Source organism: Pseudenhygromyxa sp. WMMC2535 (assembly GCF_011083025.2).
Map to the genome: position 1 here is coordinate 7,505,635 of NZ_JABJWV010000001.1, position 16,036 is coordinate 7,521,670.

Consider the following 16,036-nt stretch of genomic DNA (forward strand, 5'->3'; position numbering starts at 1 on the left):
CTCTCAGCCAAAGCGGGACTCGAACCCCGCCTCAGCTCCCCAGCGACTGTTCGGAGAAATTCTGAAGGGTGGGCAGGGAGCGCCTGGGCGCGCGCTTGGGCGCGTCGCCCTCCTCCTCGAAGCCCTCCTCCTCGAAGAAGAAACGCTCGCGCCCAAAGGCGGGGCGCAGATCGCCCAGCCACGACGCCTCGGGGTCGTAGGCGGCGAAGAAGGGCCTGCGCACCCAGCTCGGGTCGCGCGCCTGGAGGAACTGCAGCGCGAACACCTTCTCGCCCGCGACCTCGGTCACGCCGTCGATGGCGACCTTGCCCGGGAAGGCGGACATGGACGGGCCACGGACGGTCCGCGCCAGGCCGGAGACCTGGCTGTAGGCGTCACGGAAGATCTCCCAGGCGCGCACCAGCGGGACCTCGAAGTAGCCCTTGGGCCCCGTGTCACGCTCGATGAACATGTAGTAGGGCACGCAGCCCAAGCTCACGCCCGTGCGCCACAGCTCGGCCCAGGCGTCCGCGCTGTCGTTGATCCGGCGGATCAGCGGCGACTGCATGCGGATCTGCGCCCCCGTGCTGCGGATCCGTGCGATCGCCTTGCGGGCGACCTCGGTGCTCAGCTCCCGCGGGTGGTTGTAGTGGGCCATGATCGTCAGGTGACGGCCCGAGGCGACGATCTGCTCGAAGAAGCGCAGCAGGTCGTCGGCGTCCTTGTCGTGGACGTAGCGCTGCGGCCAGTAGGCCACGGACTTGGTGCCAATGCGGATGTTGTCGAGGTGCTCGAGCTCGAGGCGAGGATCGAGCAGCGGCTCGAGGGTCCGACGCAGCGCCTTGGTGCGCATCACCATGGGGTCGCCGCCCGTGACCAGCAGATCACTGATCTCGGGGTGGGCCTGGAGGTAGGCGATCAGCGCGCCCGTCTCCCGCGAGGCGAACTTGAGATCCGAGAGCCCCACGAACTGCGCCCAGCGGAAGCAAAAGGTGCAGTAGGCGTGGCAGGTCTGCCCCTGGCTGGGGAAGAAGAGCAGCGTCTCGCGATACTTGTGCTGCATCCCGTCGAGGCGCTGGCCGTCGAGCACCGGCACGTTGTGGGTCAGCTGGCCTGCGGGATGGGGGTTGAGCCGCGCCCGGATCTGGTTGGCCGCAGCGTCGACCTCCGCCTTGTCTGCGCCCGCGCGCAGCAGCCTCGCCATGGTCGCGTAGTCCTCGGTGTCGAGCATCTCCGGCTGCACGAAGGTCAGCTGAAAGATCGGGTCGTCCGGGACGCGCCGCCAGTCGATCAGCTCGCGCATCACGTATTGGTTGGTCTTGAAGGGCAAGACCGTAGAGACCACGCGCAGGGCCTCTCGCTGATCCTCCGTCAACCAGGCCCATTGTGGGGTCTCGTGGACGTTGGCGCGGGTGATGGCACGATATCGAGGCAATACGTCGGGGGCAGGATGTTGCATGCTTCAACAACGGGGACCGTGGACGCTATGGGCGCGCGGTCTGGCCTTCGCCACCGGGGCCTCGTGAGGCTTCCGGCGCGGATTGGAGTGTCAAAAAGCGAGCGCGAGCGCGCCCGGAACCCATCGCGCCATGACATGAGTCACGACCTCGACGAGCTTCAACGGTGCTTTGGCTATGCCAGAATTCCCGCGAACATGCAAGCTGACACGGCCTTCGTTGCCCCTTCGACACAGCCGGTCTAAACAGCGTCCATGACGCCCAAGATCCTCGTGGTCTGCGGTTCGAGCCGCGTCGATGGAAAGCTCGAACAACTGACGGCGCTCGCCGCCAACTCCGCCCGCCAGGCGGGGGCCGAGGTCCGCGAGCTCTCCCTCGAACGCACCCCCCTGCCCGTCATGGTCTGGGGTGACGCGGACCAGGCCAAAGACCCCGCCGTCATCGAGGTCCGCGAGTCTGCGGCCTGGGCGGACGGCTTCATCCTCGGCACGCCCGAGTATCACGGCAGCATGAGCGGCGCGCTCAAGAACTGGTTCGACTTCCTCTACCCGGAGCTCGCCGGCAAGTTCGCGGGCGTGGTCGCCTCGACCGGCGGTGGCACTGGAGACATGTCGATCACCGCGGTCAAGAACTGCTTTCAGTGGTGCCACGGCTTCGTGCTCCCCTTCCACGCGGCCGCGACCGCGACCGCCTACGAGGCCGGAGAGCTCCGCGACGCCCGGGTCATCGACCGCGTCCGTCGCATCGGCCACGACGTGGCCCGCTACGCGCCGGTGCTGCGCGCGGCCTTCGAGGACGGCCGCTCCCGCGAGGGCGTGGCCGCTGGCTTCGCCGGGCTGCATTGAGTGCGCGCCGATCTGTTGGGCGCGCGCGGCCCCGGGGGCATACTCGGGGCGTGAGCGAGCCCGGCCTGCGAGTGTTGCTGTGTACGGCCCCCGCCGAGGTGGCCCCCACCCTGGCCCGACAACTGCTCGAGGCCCGGCTGATCGCCTGCGCGAACCTGCTCCCCGGCGCGCGCGCCCTGTACTGGTGGGAGGGCGAGCTCCAGGACGAGGAGGAGGTCCTGATGCTGATGGAGACCCCCAGCGAGCGAGCCGCCGAGGCCATCGCGGCCCTCGAGCAGGCCCACCCCTACGAGGTCCCCAAGATCCTCGGCCTGGACCCCCACGCGGTCAACGGTCCCTACCTCGAGTGGCTGCGCACAGTGACGCGGGCCAGCGCGGGCTGATAGGCTTCTCCCCCGCCGATGCACGACCTCGTCATCGTCAGCGACTTTCACCTCGGCCGGGGAAAGAACGCGTTCACGGGCCGCTACCACGAGCTCGAGGCCTTCTTCTACGACGAGGACTTCCGCGCCTTTTGTCAGTGGCTGATCGATGACGCGACCAAGCGCAACGCGAGCTTGCGCTTCATCATCAACGGCGACGCCTTCGACATGCTGCGCATCGATCGTCCGCCGCAGACCCCCGAGGCGACCATGGTCGAGCGCCAGTTCGGGCCGTTCATGACCCCCGATCGCGCGGCCCGGGACATGGCCGACATCCTCGACGGCCACCCCGGCTTCGTCGACGGCCTCGCTCGCCTGCTCGTCGCCGGCCACGAGGTCGTGATCCTCCCGGGCAACCACGACATCGAGATCCAGTGGGCGCCGGTCCGCCGGCAGATCGAAAAATACGTGCTCGGCCGCGTCCGCGAGCGGGCCACGGCCGAGCGCGAGGTCGCCGACGCCGGCGACCGCCTGCGCTTCCCGCCGTGGTTTTGGTACGAGCCCGGGCGGATCTGGATCGAGCACGGCTGCCAGTACGACCCCGAGAACGCGTTCACCTACCAGCTGCGCGGCGCTCTGGCCGAGGCCCCGCGGGAGGTCCACGAGTCCGAGTACGACATGCCGCTGGGCAACTTCTTCCAGCGCTACCTCTTCAACGGCTTCGGCGCGATCACCTTCATCGTGCCCAGCACCCGGGCGCACACCCGCTACGCCAAGTGGCTGCTGAGCAACACCCCGCACCTGATCTGGCGCGTGCTGATCAGCCACCTGCGCTTTTGGCCCCAGGCCATCCGGCGCATCGCCCAAAACCAGTCGCGGGCTCGCGCCGCCTACCGCGAGGCCCACAAGCGCGCCCTCGACGAGCTCGCCGAGCTGCCCACGGCCGGGGCCCTGGGTGACAAGCTGCGCGAAGTCGACGCGCTCAAGGAGCGCGGAGCCAGCGTGGTCGAGGCGGTCAGCACCCTCACCCGCCAGGTCCTGACCGCCCTGCTCGGCATCGTCGCCCTCGCGGCCCTGGTCTTTGGCCTGTGGTTCGCGGGCTTCCACGCCATCGCCCAGCTCAAGGGCGGCTTCATGGTCAAGGCCATGCTCTTCATGGCCCTCGACTTCACCTTCTTGGTCGCCGCGATCTTCGGCATCGGCTGGGGCCTGTTCCGCAGCCCGCGGCAAAACTCCTCGCCCCTGCGCCGCGCGGCCCAGAAGATCGTCAACATCCTCGACGTGCCCGTGGTGGCCTTTGGCCACACCCACGACGAGGTCCTGTGGCGGCTCGAGCGCCCCGGGGGGCAGCCGGCCTGGTACTACAACACCGGGACCTGGCTGGCCGTGTTCACCCACGACGTGCTCATGCCCCGGGAGCGCGTCCAGTTCACCTTCCTGCGCATGCGCGAGAACGAGGCCGAGCTGCTCTACTGGAGCCCCGGGCGCCAGGCGGCCGCGCCGGTGATCTTGCTCGACGAGCGCAACCCCCAGGCCGAGCCGCGCCGCCAAGGCGGCGTGCAGCCGCGCTGAGGGCTCAGTTCTTGGTGTAGGCGTCCGTCAGCTCGGCGATGGTCGCCGTCAGCCGACCGTCGACGTCCTCGCCCTCCCGGCTCATCTGGCGCAGCGCCGCCTCGTAGTCCTGCATCCCATTGCCGGGCACCCGTGGAATGCGGTCGAGGGCTCCACGCACGCGCTCGAGGATCTCGGGTCGGATGATCCAGCGGTTGACGGCGTGGAGCTTGAACAGGCGATCGATCCACACTCCAGAGGCCGTCTTCTCGGCGAGGGCGACCAGACAGCGCACGGCCGAGAGCGAGGTCGGGTGATCCACCGCCACCCGGGTGGTAGTCAGCTGGTTGGTCAGAGCCAGGGCGTAGCGCTCGGCCTCCTTGAGCTTGCCCATGTTGAGGCTCTTCTCGACCAGCTGGCCGATCAGCGTGGGGAACTTGGAGTCCTCACCGGGGCCAATGGTCCGCCGCAGCGCGCCGTTGGCCTCGTCCTCCTCCTCGTCACCGAGCACGGCGATGGTCTCTCGGCCGATGCGCAGCTCGTCGCCATGGGCGAGGCGCCGCCGGCCCTCGATCTGCTGGCCGTTGACGAAGGTCCCGTTGCGACTGCCGAGGTCCTCGAGCTCGACGCCAGCCGCGCCGACGTGAAAGCGGGCGTGGTAGCGGCTGGTCAGATCGTCGTCGAGGGTCAGCCAACAGTCGGCCATGCGCCCGACGTCCAGCGTGCCCTGGGGCAGCTTCATGGTACGGCCCCCGATCTTGAGTCGGTACTCTGTGCCCACTCGCCCTACGATACCGCAAATCCACGGATGGGGCCGCGACGGAGAGTGCCTGGACGTCGCCGCCGCGCGCGTTTGTGACGCGCGGACCCGAGCGACACACGAGGAGCTCCTAGAGCGGCGACCGGTCGCCGCTCTAGCGCACCCCGTCGAACTCCTCGACCGCGTCGACCGTCCCGGTGAGCTCCACCTGCAGCACCTGCCCGCGAATCGACGAGGTCGTCCCGGGCCCAGACCCGTCGACGATGAAGGCCTGGTCCAGCTCGGGGGCCGGAATGATCCGCACCGGGTAGGTCATCGGGTAGCCGCCGAGGGTGACTATGTCCGCGAACGGCCTGTAGCCCGACGCGATGTCGAAGGACTCCTGGTAGTCGCGGCCGATCCGTGCGCGCTGGAAGCCCGCGAAGTCGACCGGCCAGGGGTAGTCCTCGTAGCCGGGCACCGGCGCCGAGAGGCTGTCGACGCTCGTCAGGTCGATGATCAGGCTGAAGATCGGGTTCGAGAAGCGGATCGCGCTGACGGTCTCACCGACATAGGTGAGGTTGTGGAAGGGCGAGCTGGCGTTGCGTGCAGTGTCGATCCGGCAGGGGTTCGGATCGCTGGGCTCGACGGTGTCCGAGGGGCAGATGGGGAAATCTGCCCAGTCGGGGTCTTCGGGGTCGTCGGTCGCAGGCAGCGGGATCCGGCTGGTCAGCAGCCGGGAGATCTGCGTGTCGGTGGTCGCCACGCACTCACCGGTGTCGGGGTCCACGTCGACGAGCTCGTCGCGATAGTTGATCGGACCCGAGAGCAAGAAGGCGTCACGGAGGTCGATCTGGTAGCGCACGAACTCGGCGAAGCAGGCCGGCCCAGGCAGGCGCCGGAGCACGCACTCGTCCTCGTTCTCACACGGCCGCCGGCAGCGCTGGTCGACGCAGACCCAGTCCTCCTCGGGCGCAACGCCGTCGTTGATCTCGGTGAGGTAGTCGACGCACTCCTGGTCGCTGTCGCAGCCGTCACCGGGCTGCTCGTCGGCGCAGACGAAGCGGTCGACGGTCTCGCTGATGGTCAGTCCGTCCTCACCCTCGACCGCGCTGACGTAGGGCATCGGCCGGCGGTCCATGGACTGAAGCCACAAGGAGTCCTGGAAGGCGCGGGTGATCGTGAACTCGCGGTGGGCCTCGCCGCAGGGATCGGCGATGAAGTCCGCGCAGACCTGGCGCAGCTCGGCCGCGCGCTCGTCGTAGGCCTGCTCGGAGATGCAGATGCCCGAGCTCTCGCCGCCCGCGGCGCTCTCGCGCAGGCAGCTGCGCCCGTCGCCGCAGTCGTCGTCGTCGTAGCAGCCGATCAGCACCAGCTTGTCGCCGGGCAGCACGCCCGTGTCGCAGAAGCTGGCCGAGTCGTCGTGCAGGCGAGACACGCCGGCCTCCGACATCAGGCAGGTGCCCCCCTCCCAGCCGGGCTCGTCGCAGGCGATCCGCCCGGTCGAGGCTGTCGAGACCAAGGTCCCCTCCCAGGCCAGGGTCCAGCTCGACTCGAACCAGCTGCGGTAGTCGTGGACCACGACCTTGGGGACGTCCTCGCTGTAGAGGATGCCGGTCTCGCCGTCGGAGCTCTCGAGCTCGAGCGAGGCGAGCAGATCGAAGTCCGTGTCGACGTTGAGGTTGTCGGCGTAGGTCTTGTCGAGGTAGGCACCGTCGATCAGGCGCAGGCTCGGGGCGAGGTCGCGGGTCGGGCCACCGTCGCTGGGGATCAGCCGCGTGGTGTCCTCGTCGGCCACCGAGGGCAGCGCCAACGGCCCGTCGTAGGAGGGGTCGGGCCACTGCGCGTGCGGGAAGAGCCGCGCGTCCATCACGTGGGAGGGGTCGTAGCCCGCCGGCACCCCGCTGAAGTCGGTGACCTGCGCGGTGCCGTCGCTGAAGCCCTCCTGGTCGATGACCACGTAGATGGCCTCGGCGTCGGTGGACACGCCGACGGCGACCACCCCGGGCTCGTCGAAGGGCGCGGAGCCCTCCTCCTCGCCGTAGGTCTTGCGGAACATCCAGTCGGTGATCTCGCCACCGCTCGAGGCGCGGATCCCCGGGCCGCGGGCCGTGCCGCGGCGCTCCGCCGGGATCGTCCCCGCCGGCACCTGACTGACCGGCACGCAGGCCAGCTTGGCCCCCGCCGGGATCGCGTTGGGGTCGAGCTGGGTCTCGCACTCCGTCCCCAGCTCGTCGTCGGGCACGGGCAGGCCGCGGCCGACCACCCGGGTCGAGCCGTCGCCAGCGATCACGTAGAGGAACTGGGCGAAGTTCGACTCCTCGAACTCGACGTTGACCGCCGGGCTCACGCGGATGCGCTTGATGCCCCCGGCGTCCGTGAGGGTCAGCGCGTTGGACTCGCTCTCCCACACGCCGTCCTCGGCGATGCGCAGCTCGAAGAGCGTGTCCGAGCCCAGGCCGCCCACGAAGAGGCTGCGCGAGTCGACCATCGCGTCGGCCTCGTCGTAGTCGGTGTCCTCGGTGTCGACCGGCGCGTCGGTTGGGGTCAGCAGCTCGAGGGCCTGGGGAAAGGGTCCATCCGCGTCGACGGCGGGCAGCCCCGAAGGCAGGCCGTCCTCGAACTGCGAGGGGCACTCGACCGGACAGATCGGCGAGAGGCCGGTGTCCACGACGTCGACGCCGCCCTCCCCGTCGCTGACGAACTGGCGGCTCTGGAGCACGTGCCCGGTCTGCGCGTCGATCTCGGCGACCAGGTTGCAGGTTGGGAAGCTGACGTAGACGCTGCCCGCGGACCGCGGATCACAGCTCGAGTCGAGCGGCGTGCCCGTGTCGAAGGTCGTCGCGGTGGTCAGCGCGCTGGGGACGGCGACGATCTCTCCGGGCCGCGCGCCGATCGCCAGCCACTCCCCGGCCTCCTCGTCGAAGCGCTGGGGCAGCAGCTGCGAGACCAGGGTGCTCGGCTGCTCGATGGCCGGGTTGTCGATCTGTAGCGCGTAGTAGGACAGGCCCTCGCCGTCGAGGAGCGAGAGATCGCAGCTGCCGACGTTCGCGGAGTACACCCGGCAGCCGTTGCTGCTCGCCGTGAGCTCCGTGGGCAAGATCCCCGCGGGGATGAAATTGTAGCCGGGGACCTCGGCGCTCATGTCCACCAGGCGGTTGCCGCAGGTGGTGAACATCGCAACCTCGTTGCGCTCGGAGTTGGCGACGAAGCCGATCAGGTGCGGGTTGTCCGAGGTGCACGAGCCCGTCTCCTGGTCGCAGACCTCGAGCGGCTGCATGACCGCCTCGCAGGTCTCGACGTCGTCCTCGTCGGTCTCGCACACCCGGTCGGCGCAGATCAGCACCACGTCCGTGGGCCGGTCGAGCACGCGGTTGGGCGTGTCCTCGGTCTCGTCCTCGCTACAAGCGGCGAGGGTGAACGCGGCCAGCAGCGCGGGCGTGAGCGTGAGCGTGGGCTTGAGCTTGAGCATGGGGCCGGGTCGGGGTCGGGTCATTGCACGTAGGGCTCCGACAGGCCGATGCGGCCGATCTCGGTGAAGCGCGTGGCGCTGTCGCGGGCCATGTCGATCACGCTGACCGTGGCGTCGAGGCTGTTGGCGACGTAGACGGCCTCGCGGGCGTAGTCGATCTCGAGCTGGTCGGGGCCGATGCCCGCGCGGGTCAGCCCGGCCACACTGAGGTTGCTGAGGTCGACGATGAACAGCTCGGCGCTGCGGTAGCAGGAGACCAGCGCGTAGTCGTTGATCCCGTCGTCGTAGATCCTCAAGGTCGTGGGCCGAGCGCACACCTCGACGGTCGAGACCGGGTAGTTGATCGGGTTTTGGTCCTCGCCCAGGGAGGTGTCGACGCGGATCAGCGCCCCCGGGTTGACCTGGAGCACGTAGAGCTCGTCGCCGCTGGCCGAGAAGGCCACGTCGGCAAGGCGCGCGAGCGCGGCGGAGGAGACCTGGAGGGTCGACAGGCCGCCGGCGCCAAAGCGCAGCAGGGGCACGGACTGCGGCTCGCAGATGATCCCGCCCGGGGTGTCGAGCTCGTCGGGGCCCACGCAGACCTGCTCGCTCTCGGGCAGCGGCTCGAAGTCGACGGCGGTGAACACCTGGATCGCGAGAGGATCCTGCCAGCGCAGCGAGGCGTAGAGCAGCGGGCGCGTGCACTCCAGCGTGCTCGCCGGCGCGTTGGTCTCGGGGTCGCAGGGGCGCTGGGCGATGCCAAAGCCCCCGGCGTAGGTCCCCGTCTCCGAGAACATGTTGGTCTGGTGGACGATCGCCGGGCGCCCGTCGCCGCCGACCTGGAGGCCCTCGAGGGCCAGCAGGCTCAAGTCGGCGTCGCCCTGGTGCGTGACGAAGGCGAGCGGCTCGGGATCGGTGCTGACCTGGATGCGGAAGGGCTCACGGGAGATGCGATCGGCGTCGGGGTCGTTGCGCAAGAAGCGGAGCCGGTGCGCGTCGCCGCAGTAGCGCCCCCCGTCCTCGTCGCTGGCCTGGCCACACTCGAGGTGCAGGTCGTCCCCGCTCAGGCCGCCCGAGAGCTCGACATAGGTGATGCTCGGATCTCCGCGCACGGGGATCAGCACCATGGCCTCGTCGTCGCTCGGATCCTCGTCCCAGGCCGCCGCGGGCCCGGGGAACTTGCCAAAGTGGACGGTGGCCTCGTCGAGGACGAAGGGCTCCTCGGTGCACTCGACCGCCTGCGGGCGCTGGGCGATGCGCCGGCAAGGCGTCTCGCGGTCGAGGCTGGACCCGGCCGAGAGGATCGCCGTGGGGTCGTCGAAGGCCGCCTCCCAGTAGGCGTCGAGGTCGACCGGGAGCATCGAGCCGGCGTTGTAGCGCTGGTCGCTGTTGGCGTTGGTGACCAGCAGCCAGCGCGCCTTGGCCCGGCACTGGTTGGCCCCGCAAGCCTCGTCGGCGCCGCAGTCGGCGTCGCTCTCACAGGTCCCCGTGGCCGCGGTCGAGACCCGCGGGTCGATGAGCAGCCCCGAGGGGAAGATGAAGCTGTCCGCGGGCGGATCCGTGCCCGGGTTGCCCTCGCCGCAGCTGATCATGGTCAGCGGGGCCAAGGTCAGCGCGAGCGCCATGGCACGGCGCGAGAGGCCACGGGCTGCCTGGCTGAGCGAGAGCGGCATGAAGCCGAAAGCTATCAAGAACCCGAGGGAATTCCAGACCGTGGGAGCTGGGTGAAAAAGGCCAGGGAGCGCAGCGGCGCGCGCAGATGTGGAGCAATCAGCTCGCGGCACAGGTCTCGCAAGCCGCGCCGAGTCTGCGCAGAGGCGGCCTCGTATGCCGCCCGCCGGCCGTCCTCGTCCTCGTGGAGCAAGACCCTGGCGAGGGCCAGCACGGGCGCCGGGATCCCCCCTGCGGCGCGCGAGTGAGCCAGGCACAGCGCCCCGCCGCGGGAGACGGAGAAGGGCACGCCGCGACCGTCGACCCCGATCGACGCGAGCACCGGCGATCCACACACGCCGCAGCGGTCCAGCGCAGGGAGCAGGCCGAGGCCCTCGAGCAGGCCGAGTTCGAAGCGCCGGAGGATCGCGGGCCGCGTGCTCCCTCCCCCCTCGCACGCACCCCCGCTGATCACGGTTTCGATGGCCTCACACAGCAACGCGAAGCTCGCAGGATCTGCGCCGCTGCCCTCGACCAGGCGATCTGTGAGCTCGCATAGGTAGTTGACGTAGGCGAAGCCCTCGAGATCTCGGCCGAGGCCCGAGTGATCGAAGCCCGCGGCGAAGTGCTCGAGGGGGACCAGGGATCCCCTGCCCCGGCCGAGCGCCGCCTCGCCGCGAGCGCCCACCGGCAGGCCGCCGGGGAAGCGTCGGCGGCTGCGCCGGGCCCCGCGGGCGATGCAGTCGAGCTTGCCGTTGCCGGGGGTCAGCAAGATCACGACCAGGTCGGCCTCGCGCAAGGAGCGGGTGCGCAGGACCACCGCCGGGGTCAGCTCGCGGGTGCCGTCGCCGGGCTCGGACCGGCGCCCGCTCAAAGCGAGACCCCGAGCATCACCGTGGCCAGCCAAAAGTAGAACATCAGCCCGAGGATATCGACGGCCGTGGTCACGAAGGGGCCGGTCGACACCGCCGGGTCGATCTTCAGCCTGTGCATGACCAGGGGGATCGAGGTCCCGACCGTGGCCGCGATCGTCATCGAGCCCATCATGCCCAGGGTCAGCACGCCGCCGAGGGCCAGCGGATCGCTGACCTCGGCCCCGACATGGGGCGCCGCCACGGCGATCAGCACGCCGTAGAGCCCGCCCAGGGCCATGCCCAGGCCCATCTCGCGCAGCACCAGCTTGCCGATCTGGCTGCTCTCGACGTAGCCCACGGCCAGGCCGCGGACGACGATGGTCGAGCTCTGGGTGCCCACGTTTCCGCCCATGCCAGCGATCACCGGCATGAACAGGGCCAGCGCAGGGACGGTCTGGAGCGCGACCTCGAAGCCCGAGAGCGCGGCAGCGACCAGCACCCCGCCGAGCGCCGCGGCCGCCAGCCAGGGCATGCGCGCCTTGAAGCTCGACCAAAACGCCCGGGTCTCGAACAGCTCCTCGCCGGCGCCGGCCATCTTGAGGATGTCCTCCGTGGCCTCCTCGCGGATGACGTCGACGATGTCGTCGATGGTGACCACGCCCACGAGTCGGCGCTGCTCGTCGACCACGGGCACCGCGACCAGGTCGTAGCGCGAGGCCGTCTCGACCACGTCCTCCTGGTCGGCCTCGCGGTCCACGTACTGGATCTCGCTGAGCATCACCTGGCGGATCGGGTCGTCGCGCCGGCTGGTCAGCAGCTTGCGCAGGGACACGACCCCGACAAGGCGCTCGTCCTCGTCGACGACGTAGACATAAAAAGCCTGATCCGGCGGGTCCTCGACCTCCTGAATCGCGCGCACGGCCTCGGCGACGGTGACGTTGTCGTCGACCTTGATGAAGTCCAGCGACATGATGCCGCCGGCGCTCTCGTCGTCGTAGCCGAGCAGCTGCTCGACCTCGTCGGCGTCCTCGGGATCGAGGCGCTGGAGGATCTGGCGCAGCTGCTGCTCTTCGACGCGCCCGAGGATGTCCGCGAGGTCGTCGGACTCGAGGTCGTCGAGGAGCACCGCGACCTCCTCGGGGGCCAGGCGGCGGACGATCTCGGCCGCTGTCTCGTAGCGCAGCTCACCAAAGACCGCCGCCCGACGCTCGACCGGGAGCATCTTGAGGATGCGCTCCTGGTCGCCCGCAGGCAGGTTGTCGACCTGCGCGGCGATCTGCACCTGGTCGAGGCGCTGGAGCGCCCGGGCCAGGCGACGGGGCTCGTCGCGCCGGACCAGTCGGGTCAGGTCGATCTTGTTGGTCCGCGCCAAGGGAGCTCTCGGGGGCGCGATGGTACGTCAGCGCGTCCGCGCAGCTCAATTAGAGGCCGCCGACGCCGATCTGCTGGCTCTGGCCGCTGGCCAGGGTGAACGCGATGAGCACCACGATGGCGACCAAGATAGCGACCACCAGCCACATCAAGATCCGCGCGCTCGGCAGATGATCGAGACGCTCGACCACCCACGCGCGGACCTGATAGGCCAGGTTCGGCTGGTGCGCGGACGCCCGGCGGCTGTCGTCGGGGCGGATGACCGACGAAGGCCCCGCGCTGGCAACGGCCTCGCGCCGCCTCGCCCGCAGCTGCTCGCGCTCGCGCTCGTAGAGCAGCGCCATGACGGCGTCGGGATCGAGATCCAAGGCGCGGGCGCAGCAGCGCAAGAAGCCCTTGGTGAACACCACCCCCGGGAGCTCCTCGAAGCGATCGGCCTCGAGCAGCTCGAGCTGCCGGCGAGGGATCTTGGTGCTCGCGGCCAGCTGATCGAGGCTGATGCCCTGACGCTGACGGTGCACGCGGATGTACGCCCCAGGCGTCTTGGGATCCTCGATCCCTGCGTCGGCCCCTCGGGGGCCTGCGCTCAGCTCGGGGGGCTCGATTGGCTCTGCAGCCACGACCCGCAGGCGACCCGTGTCGACTCGCATCGGGCGCAAGTGTGCAGGCAGCCCCACGGGGCGGGCAAGGGCGCGCGGTGTCGGGAGAGCTCACGGCGGCCCAGCGGGGCGCTGGCTGGCCAAGGCGAGGCAGTGGGCCTAATCGCGCCCAGGCAGCGCATCGGCCGCTGCCAGGGATTGGAAGCGCTGACAGTCCCGCGCGAGGCAACTGCGCGGTGCCATCTCCAGACAGCTCTGGAAGGATCCGCTCGCGGCGTCAATCTCGCCCAAGCGCATCTGGGCCACGCCAGCGACGCGGTGCGCGTCCTGGATCGGGCAGCGATCGTCCGCGAGCACGCGCGTGGCCTCCTCGAGCGCCTCCTCGGTCATCTGATAGTCGAGGTAGACCTGCGCCAGGCGATAGCGGGCCACGCAAAAGTCCGGGTTCATCAGCACGGCCTGGCGCAGCTCGGTCATCGCCGAGACCAGATCGCCCTGCTCGTAGTAGGCCCAGCCGAGGTTGGCCAGGGCCGAGTACTTCTCCGTGTAAAAGCGCGTCTCCAGGGCCCGCTCGAGCTCCTCCTGGGCGCGCGCGTAGTCGTGAAAGTACAGCGAGATCACGGCCATGGAGTTGAGCGCCCGGCCGAGGCCAGGATCGTTCTCCGGGTAGCTCTGCGCGGCGCTCGAGAACGACTCGTGGGCCGCACGGTGGAGCTCGTCGGCGCGCTGGCGCTGGGCGTCCGCGGCCGCGTCCGTCAGGCACATCTCGGCCTCGATGAACTCGACGATGGTCCGCCCCTCGTGCAGCAAGATCAGCCCCATGAGGTAGTGGGAGTTCGCGTGCTCCGGCACGATCTCCAGGGCCAGCTCGAGCTGCTTCTTCGCGTCGTCGAAGCCGCCGACCTGCGCCGAGCCCAGGGCGATGTCGTAGTGGTTGTCCGCCGACTCGAGTTGCTCCTCGGGGCTGACCGTGTCGTGGGCGCAAGCGCCCAGCCCCGGCGCCACGGCCAGCAGGCCGAGGGCCCCCACGAGTCCCAGGAGACGAGGCGCGCGAGATCGCGAAGCGGGCATGCTCCTGCGATAGCAACGCTGCCCGAGGAGCCCAAAAAAGCGGCGCGCGGGCGTCGGTACCTGGATCCCCGCGCCGCCGGGGAGGCCTGAGACTCGGCCTTTACAACGGAGGAATTAACCAAGCAATCCCAGCAACTTGGAACGATACAACTTTCCCGAGCGAACGACCCCCCGGCGCGCTGGACCTCGGCCGCCCGGGCCCCCTACCCTGCGCCGACTCATGCGCGTCCACGTGCTCCACCACGGTCGCTGCTTCGACGGCGCCGCCTCTGCGGCCCTGTTCGCGGCCTTCATGCGCGCTCGCCACGGCGAGGGCATCGAGCTGCGCTACCTCCCCAAGGCTCACCGCCGCGGCGACCCCTTCGAGGACGCCGACTTCGCCGGCGCCGACGAGGCCGCGATCCTCGACTTCCGCTACACCCAGCGCGAGGGCCTGACCTGGTACTTCGATCATCACCGCTCAGCCTTTCAGCTCGAAGGTGATCGCGCGCACTTCGACGCGGACCGCAGCGGCCAGAAGTTTCACGATCCCAGCGCCCCGAGCTGCACCGGATACCTCGCCCGCATCGTCCGCGCGCGCTTTGGCGTCGACCTCTCGGCCCACGCCGAGCTGATCGCCTGGGCCGAGCGCATCGACTCGGCCGCCTTCGCCAGCCCCGAGGAGGCCGTGCTCTACGAGCAGCCGGCCATGCGCCTCGCCGCGTGGATCCAGATCGCCGACGACCCCGACGAGATCGCGGCTTTCATCGAGGCCCTGCTGACCACCCCCCTCGCCACCTTGGCCGAGACGGAGGCGATCCGCGCCAAGGTCGAGCCGCGCCTGGCCGCCCACCGCGAGGACATCGCCCTGGTCCGCGCCCGCGGCCACATCCACGAGGGCGTGTTCGTCTACGACCTCCTCGACGATCCACCCCGGGTGCTGAGCCACTTCATTCCTTACTATATTGCCCCCGAGATCTCGTACTGCGTGGGCGCCTACACCCACGTCGACGGCGAGCTGCGCCTGTCCGTGGGCTTCAACCCCTGGCACGACCGCGACACGCGACGCCACGATCTCGGCGCGCTGTGCGAGCGCCACGGCGGCGGCGGACACCCCTACGTCGCCGGGGCCAGCTTCCCCGCGAGCGCCACGGATCAGCTCCGCGCAGCCCTCGCGGAGATCGCCGCCACCTTGGGAGCCAGCTCGTGACACATCCAGTCGATCCCCACCTCGTCCAGCTCCGCGCCCGCGTCGACCAGCACTTTGGTGCCGCCGTGGACCGCAGCCCCGAGGCCTTCACCTGCCGCCTCGGCTGCGACCGCTGCTGCCACCAGCGCTTCTCGGTCTTCGAGGTCGAGGCCGCCCCGCTGCGCGACGCCCTCACCACCCTCGAAGCGCACGACCCCGCGCTCCGCCAGCGGATCCGCGCGCAAGCCGTGGACGAGGCCCTCCCCCACTGCGCCCTGCTCATCGATGGACGCTGCGCGGTCTACGAGCAGCGCCCGCTGATCTGTCGCTCCCACGGCCTGCCCATCGCCGTCGCCGACGAGCAGGATCCCGAGGCCCTGCGCCTGGACCACTGCCCCCTCAACTTCAGCGAGCCCGGAGCGGACATCCCGCGACAGAGCATCCTCGTCCTCGACGCCATCAACCGCCCGCTCGCGGTCCTCGCCGAGCTTCGTGCCCCTCGCGCGCCACGAGTGGAGATCTCTGACCTGGCCAAGTGATCTCTTTCCAGGCGATCGAGGTGAAAGCGCGGCCGTGGGTCGTCTGGCGCAAGAGGAAGGGGGAGTTGATCCATCGCAGCATGAAATCGATCTCCTACGCGTTTCGCGGGTCGAGGGCGCTGCCGGCCTCGGGAAGGCTGGGACCGACGGTCGGGTGCACCAGCTTCGGCACCTTCGTCACGAGCCTCGCCGCTGTGGGGCGACCAGTGAGGGAGTTCATGGAACTCGCCGGTCACCAGTCACTGGGGGTGACGCAGCGGTACATGCACTTGGTTTCCGGTGCGCGCGAGGAAGGGGTGGCGGCGCTCGAAGCCTTCTACGAGAGTCGCGCCACCATAGCGCCACCGCCCGATCGGCGTGAGCCAGATCGGGCGGTGGGAGGGATTTAAACCTCGTTTTT

The 16,036-nt window shown here is 69.8% G+C and carries 14 protein-coding genes; 6 read left to right on the plus strand and 8 right to left on the minus strand.

Going from position 1 to position 16,036, the window contains the following annotated elements; genetic code table 11:
• Positions 1-31 precede the first annotated feature (31 nt).
• The gene (locus tag G6O69_RS29100; protein WP_255215899.1) at positions 32-1,438 is read right to left on the minus strand and encodes a lysine 2,3-aminomutase; all 1,407 of its coding nucleotides are present in this window, start codon (positions 1,436-1,438) and stop codon (positions 32-34) included.
• 252 nt (positions 1,439-1,690) lie between these two features.
• Here G6O69_RS29100 and G6O69_RS29105 point away from each other — a divergent pair, with 252 nt between their 5' ends.
• From G6O69_RS29105 to G6O69_RS29115, 3 genes are read left to right on the plus strand one after another with little or no spacing between them, the layout of a single operon-like run.
• The gene (locus G6O69_RS29105; RefSeq protein WP_172306740.1) at positions 1,691-2,281 is read left to right on the plus strand and encodes an NAD(P)H-dependent oxidoreductase; all 591 of its coding nucleotides are present in this window, start codon (positions 1,691-1,693) and stop codon (positions 2,279-2,281) included.
• A 50-nt stretch (positions 2,282-2,331) separates the two neighbouring features.
• On the plus strand, positions 2,332-2,664 hold the full coding sequence (gene cutA, locus G6O69_RS29110; protein ID WP_172306741.1) for a divalent-cation tolerance protein CutA: 333 nt from the start codon (positions 2,332-2,334) through the stop codon (positions 2,662-2,664).
• An 18-nt stretch (positions 2,665-2,682) separates the two neighbouring features.
• The gene (locus tag G6O69_RS29115; RefSeq protein ID WP_172306742.1) at positions 2,683-4,215 is read left to right on the plus strand and encodes a metallophosphoesterase; all 1,533 of its coding nucleotides are present in this window, start codon (positions 2,683-2,685) and stop codon (positions 4,213-4,215) included.
• A 4-nt stretch (positions 4,216-4,219) separates the two neighbouring features.
• Here the strand turns inward: G6O69_RS29115 and G6O69_RS29120 are convergent, their stop codons facing one another.
• The 7 genes from G6O69_RS29120 to G6O69_RS29150 all read right to left on the minus strand — a co-directional run bounded on the left by G6O69_RS29120 (position 4,220) and on the right by G6O69_RS29150 (position 13,929).
• Complete coding sequence (locus tag G6O69_RS29120; protein ID WP_172306743.1) at positions 4,220-4,936, minus strand: FHA domain-containing protein; 717 nt, start codon at positions 4,934-4,936, stop codon at positions 4,220-4,222.
• A 172-nt stretch (positions 4,937-5,108) separates the two neighbouring features.
• Positions 5,109-8,429 carry a hypothetical protein gene (locus G6O69_RS29125; RefSeq protein WP_217909933.1) on the minus strand — a complete coding sequence of 1,107 codons (3,321 nt, stop codon included), beginning with the start codon at positions 8,427-8,429 and terminating at the stop codon, positions 5,109-5,111.
• On the minus strand, positions 8,426-10,057 hold the full coding sequence (locus G6O69_RS29130) for a hypothetical protein (protein WP_172306745.1): 1,632 nt from the start codon (positions 10,055-10,057) through the stop codon (positions 8,426-8,428). The genes G6O69_RS29125 and G6O69_RS29130 overlap by 4 nt, the downstream gene beginning before the upstream one ends.
• Positions 10,058-10,071: 14 nt before the next feature.
• Entirely contained in the window at positions 10,072-10,908 is an 837-nt protein-coding gene (recO, locus tag G6O69_RS29135; RefSeq protein WP_172306746.1) for a DNA repair protein RecO, read from the minus strand.
• Positions 10,905-12,260 carry a magnesium transporter gene (mgtE, locus tag G6O69_RS29140; RefSeq protein WP_172306747.1) on the minus strand — a complete coding sequence of 452 codons (1,356 nt, stop codon included), beginning with the start codon at positions 12,258-12,260 and terminating at the stop codon, positions 10,905-10,907. The genes recO and mgtE overlap by 4 nt, the downstream gene beginning before the upstream one ends.
• A gap of 49 nt (positions 12,261-12,309) precedes the next feature.
• A complete protein-coding gene (locus G6O69_RS29145; RefSeq protein ID WP_217909934.1) occupies positions 12,310-12,909 on the minus strand; it encodes a helix-turn-helix domain-containing protein in 600 nt (199 codons plus the stop codon).
• Positions 12,910-13,017: 108 nt separating this feature from the next.
• Positions 13,018-13,929, minus strand: coding sequence for a tetratricopeptide repeat protein (locus G6O69_RS29150; protein WP_176397147.1), 912 nt, complete (start codon positions 13,927-13,929; stop codon positions 13,018-13,020).
• Between the two features lie 220 nt (positions 13,930-14,149).
• Between G6O69_RS29150 and G6O69_RS29155 the strand changes: the two genes are divergently transcribed.
• From G6O69_RS29155 to G6O69_RS29165, 3 genes are read left to right on the plus strand one after another with little or no spacing between them, the layout of a single operon-like run.
• The gene (locus G6O69_RS29155) at positions 14,150-15,118 is read left to right on the plus strand and encodes a hypothetical protein (protein ID WP_172306750.1); all 969 of its coding nucleotides are present in this window, start codon (positions 14,150-14,152) and stop codon (positions 15,116-15,118) included.
• Positions 15,115-15,636 (plus strand): YkgJ family cysteine cluster protein, encoded by a 522-nt coding sequence (locus tag G6O69_RS29160; protein WP_172306751.1) that lies wholly within the window; start codon positions 15,115-15,117, stop codon positions 15,634-15,636. The genes G6O69_RS29155 and G6O69_RS29160 overlap by 4 nt, the downstream gene beginning before the upstream one ends.
• Positions 15,633-16,025, plus strand: coding sequence for a hypothetical protein (locus tag G6O69_RS29165; protein WP_172306752.1), 393 nt, complete (start codon positions 15,633-15,635; stop codon positions 16,023-16,025). Before G6O69_RS29160 ends, G6O69_RS29165 begins: the two co-directional genes overlap by 4 nt.
• Positions 16,026-16,036 lie beyond the last annotated feature (11 nt).

Bases quoted from the DNA above. Each gene is read 5' to 3' on its own strand.
- G6O69_RS29100 (WP_255215899.1), bottom strand. From the start codon at position 1,438: ATGCAACATCCTGCCCCCGACGTATTGCCTCGATATCGTGCCATCACC.
- G6O69_RS29105 (WP_172306740.1), top strand. From the start codon at position 1,691: ATGACGCCCAAGATCCTCGTGGTCTGCGGTTCGAGCCGCGTCGATGGA.
- G6O69_RS29115 (WP_172306742.1), top strand. From the start codon at position 2,683: ATGCACGACCTCGTCATCGTCAGCGACTTTCACCTCGGCCGGGGAAAG.
- G6O69_RS29120 (WP_172306743.1), bottom strand. From the start codon at position 4,936: ATGAAGCTGCCCCAGGGCACGCTGGACGTCGGGCGCATGGCCGACTGT.
- G6O69_RS29145 (WP_217909934.1), bottom strand. From the start codon at position 12,909: ATGCGAGTCGACACGGGTCGCCTGCGGGTCGTGGCTGCAGAGCCAATC.
- G6O69_RS29130 (WP_172306745.1), bottom strand. From the start codon at position 10,057: ATGCCGCTCTCGCTCAGCCAGGCAGCCCGTGGCCTCTCGCGCCGTGCC.
- G6O69_RS29155 (WP_172306750.1), top strand. From the start codon at position 14,150: ATGCGCGTCCACGTGCTCCACCACGGTCGCTGCTTCGACGGCGCCGCC.
- G6O69_RS29150 (WP_176397147.1), bottom strand. From the start codon at position 13,929: ATGCCCGCTTCGCGATCTCGCGCGCCTCGTCTCCTGGGACTCGTGGGG.
- G6O69_RS29125 (WP_217909933.1), bottom strand. From the start codon at position 8,429: ATGACCCGACCCCGACCCGGCCCCATGCTCAAGCTCAAGCCCACGCTC.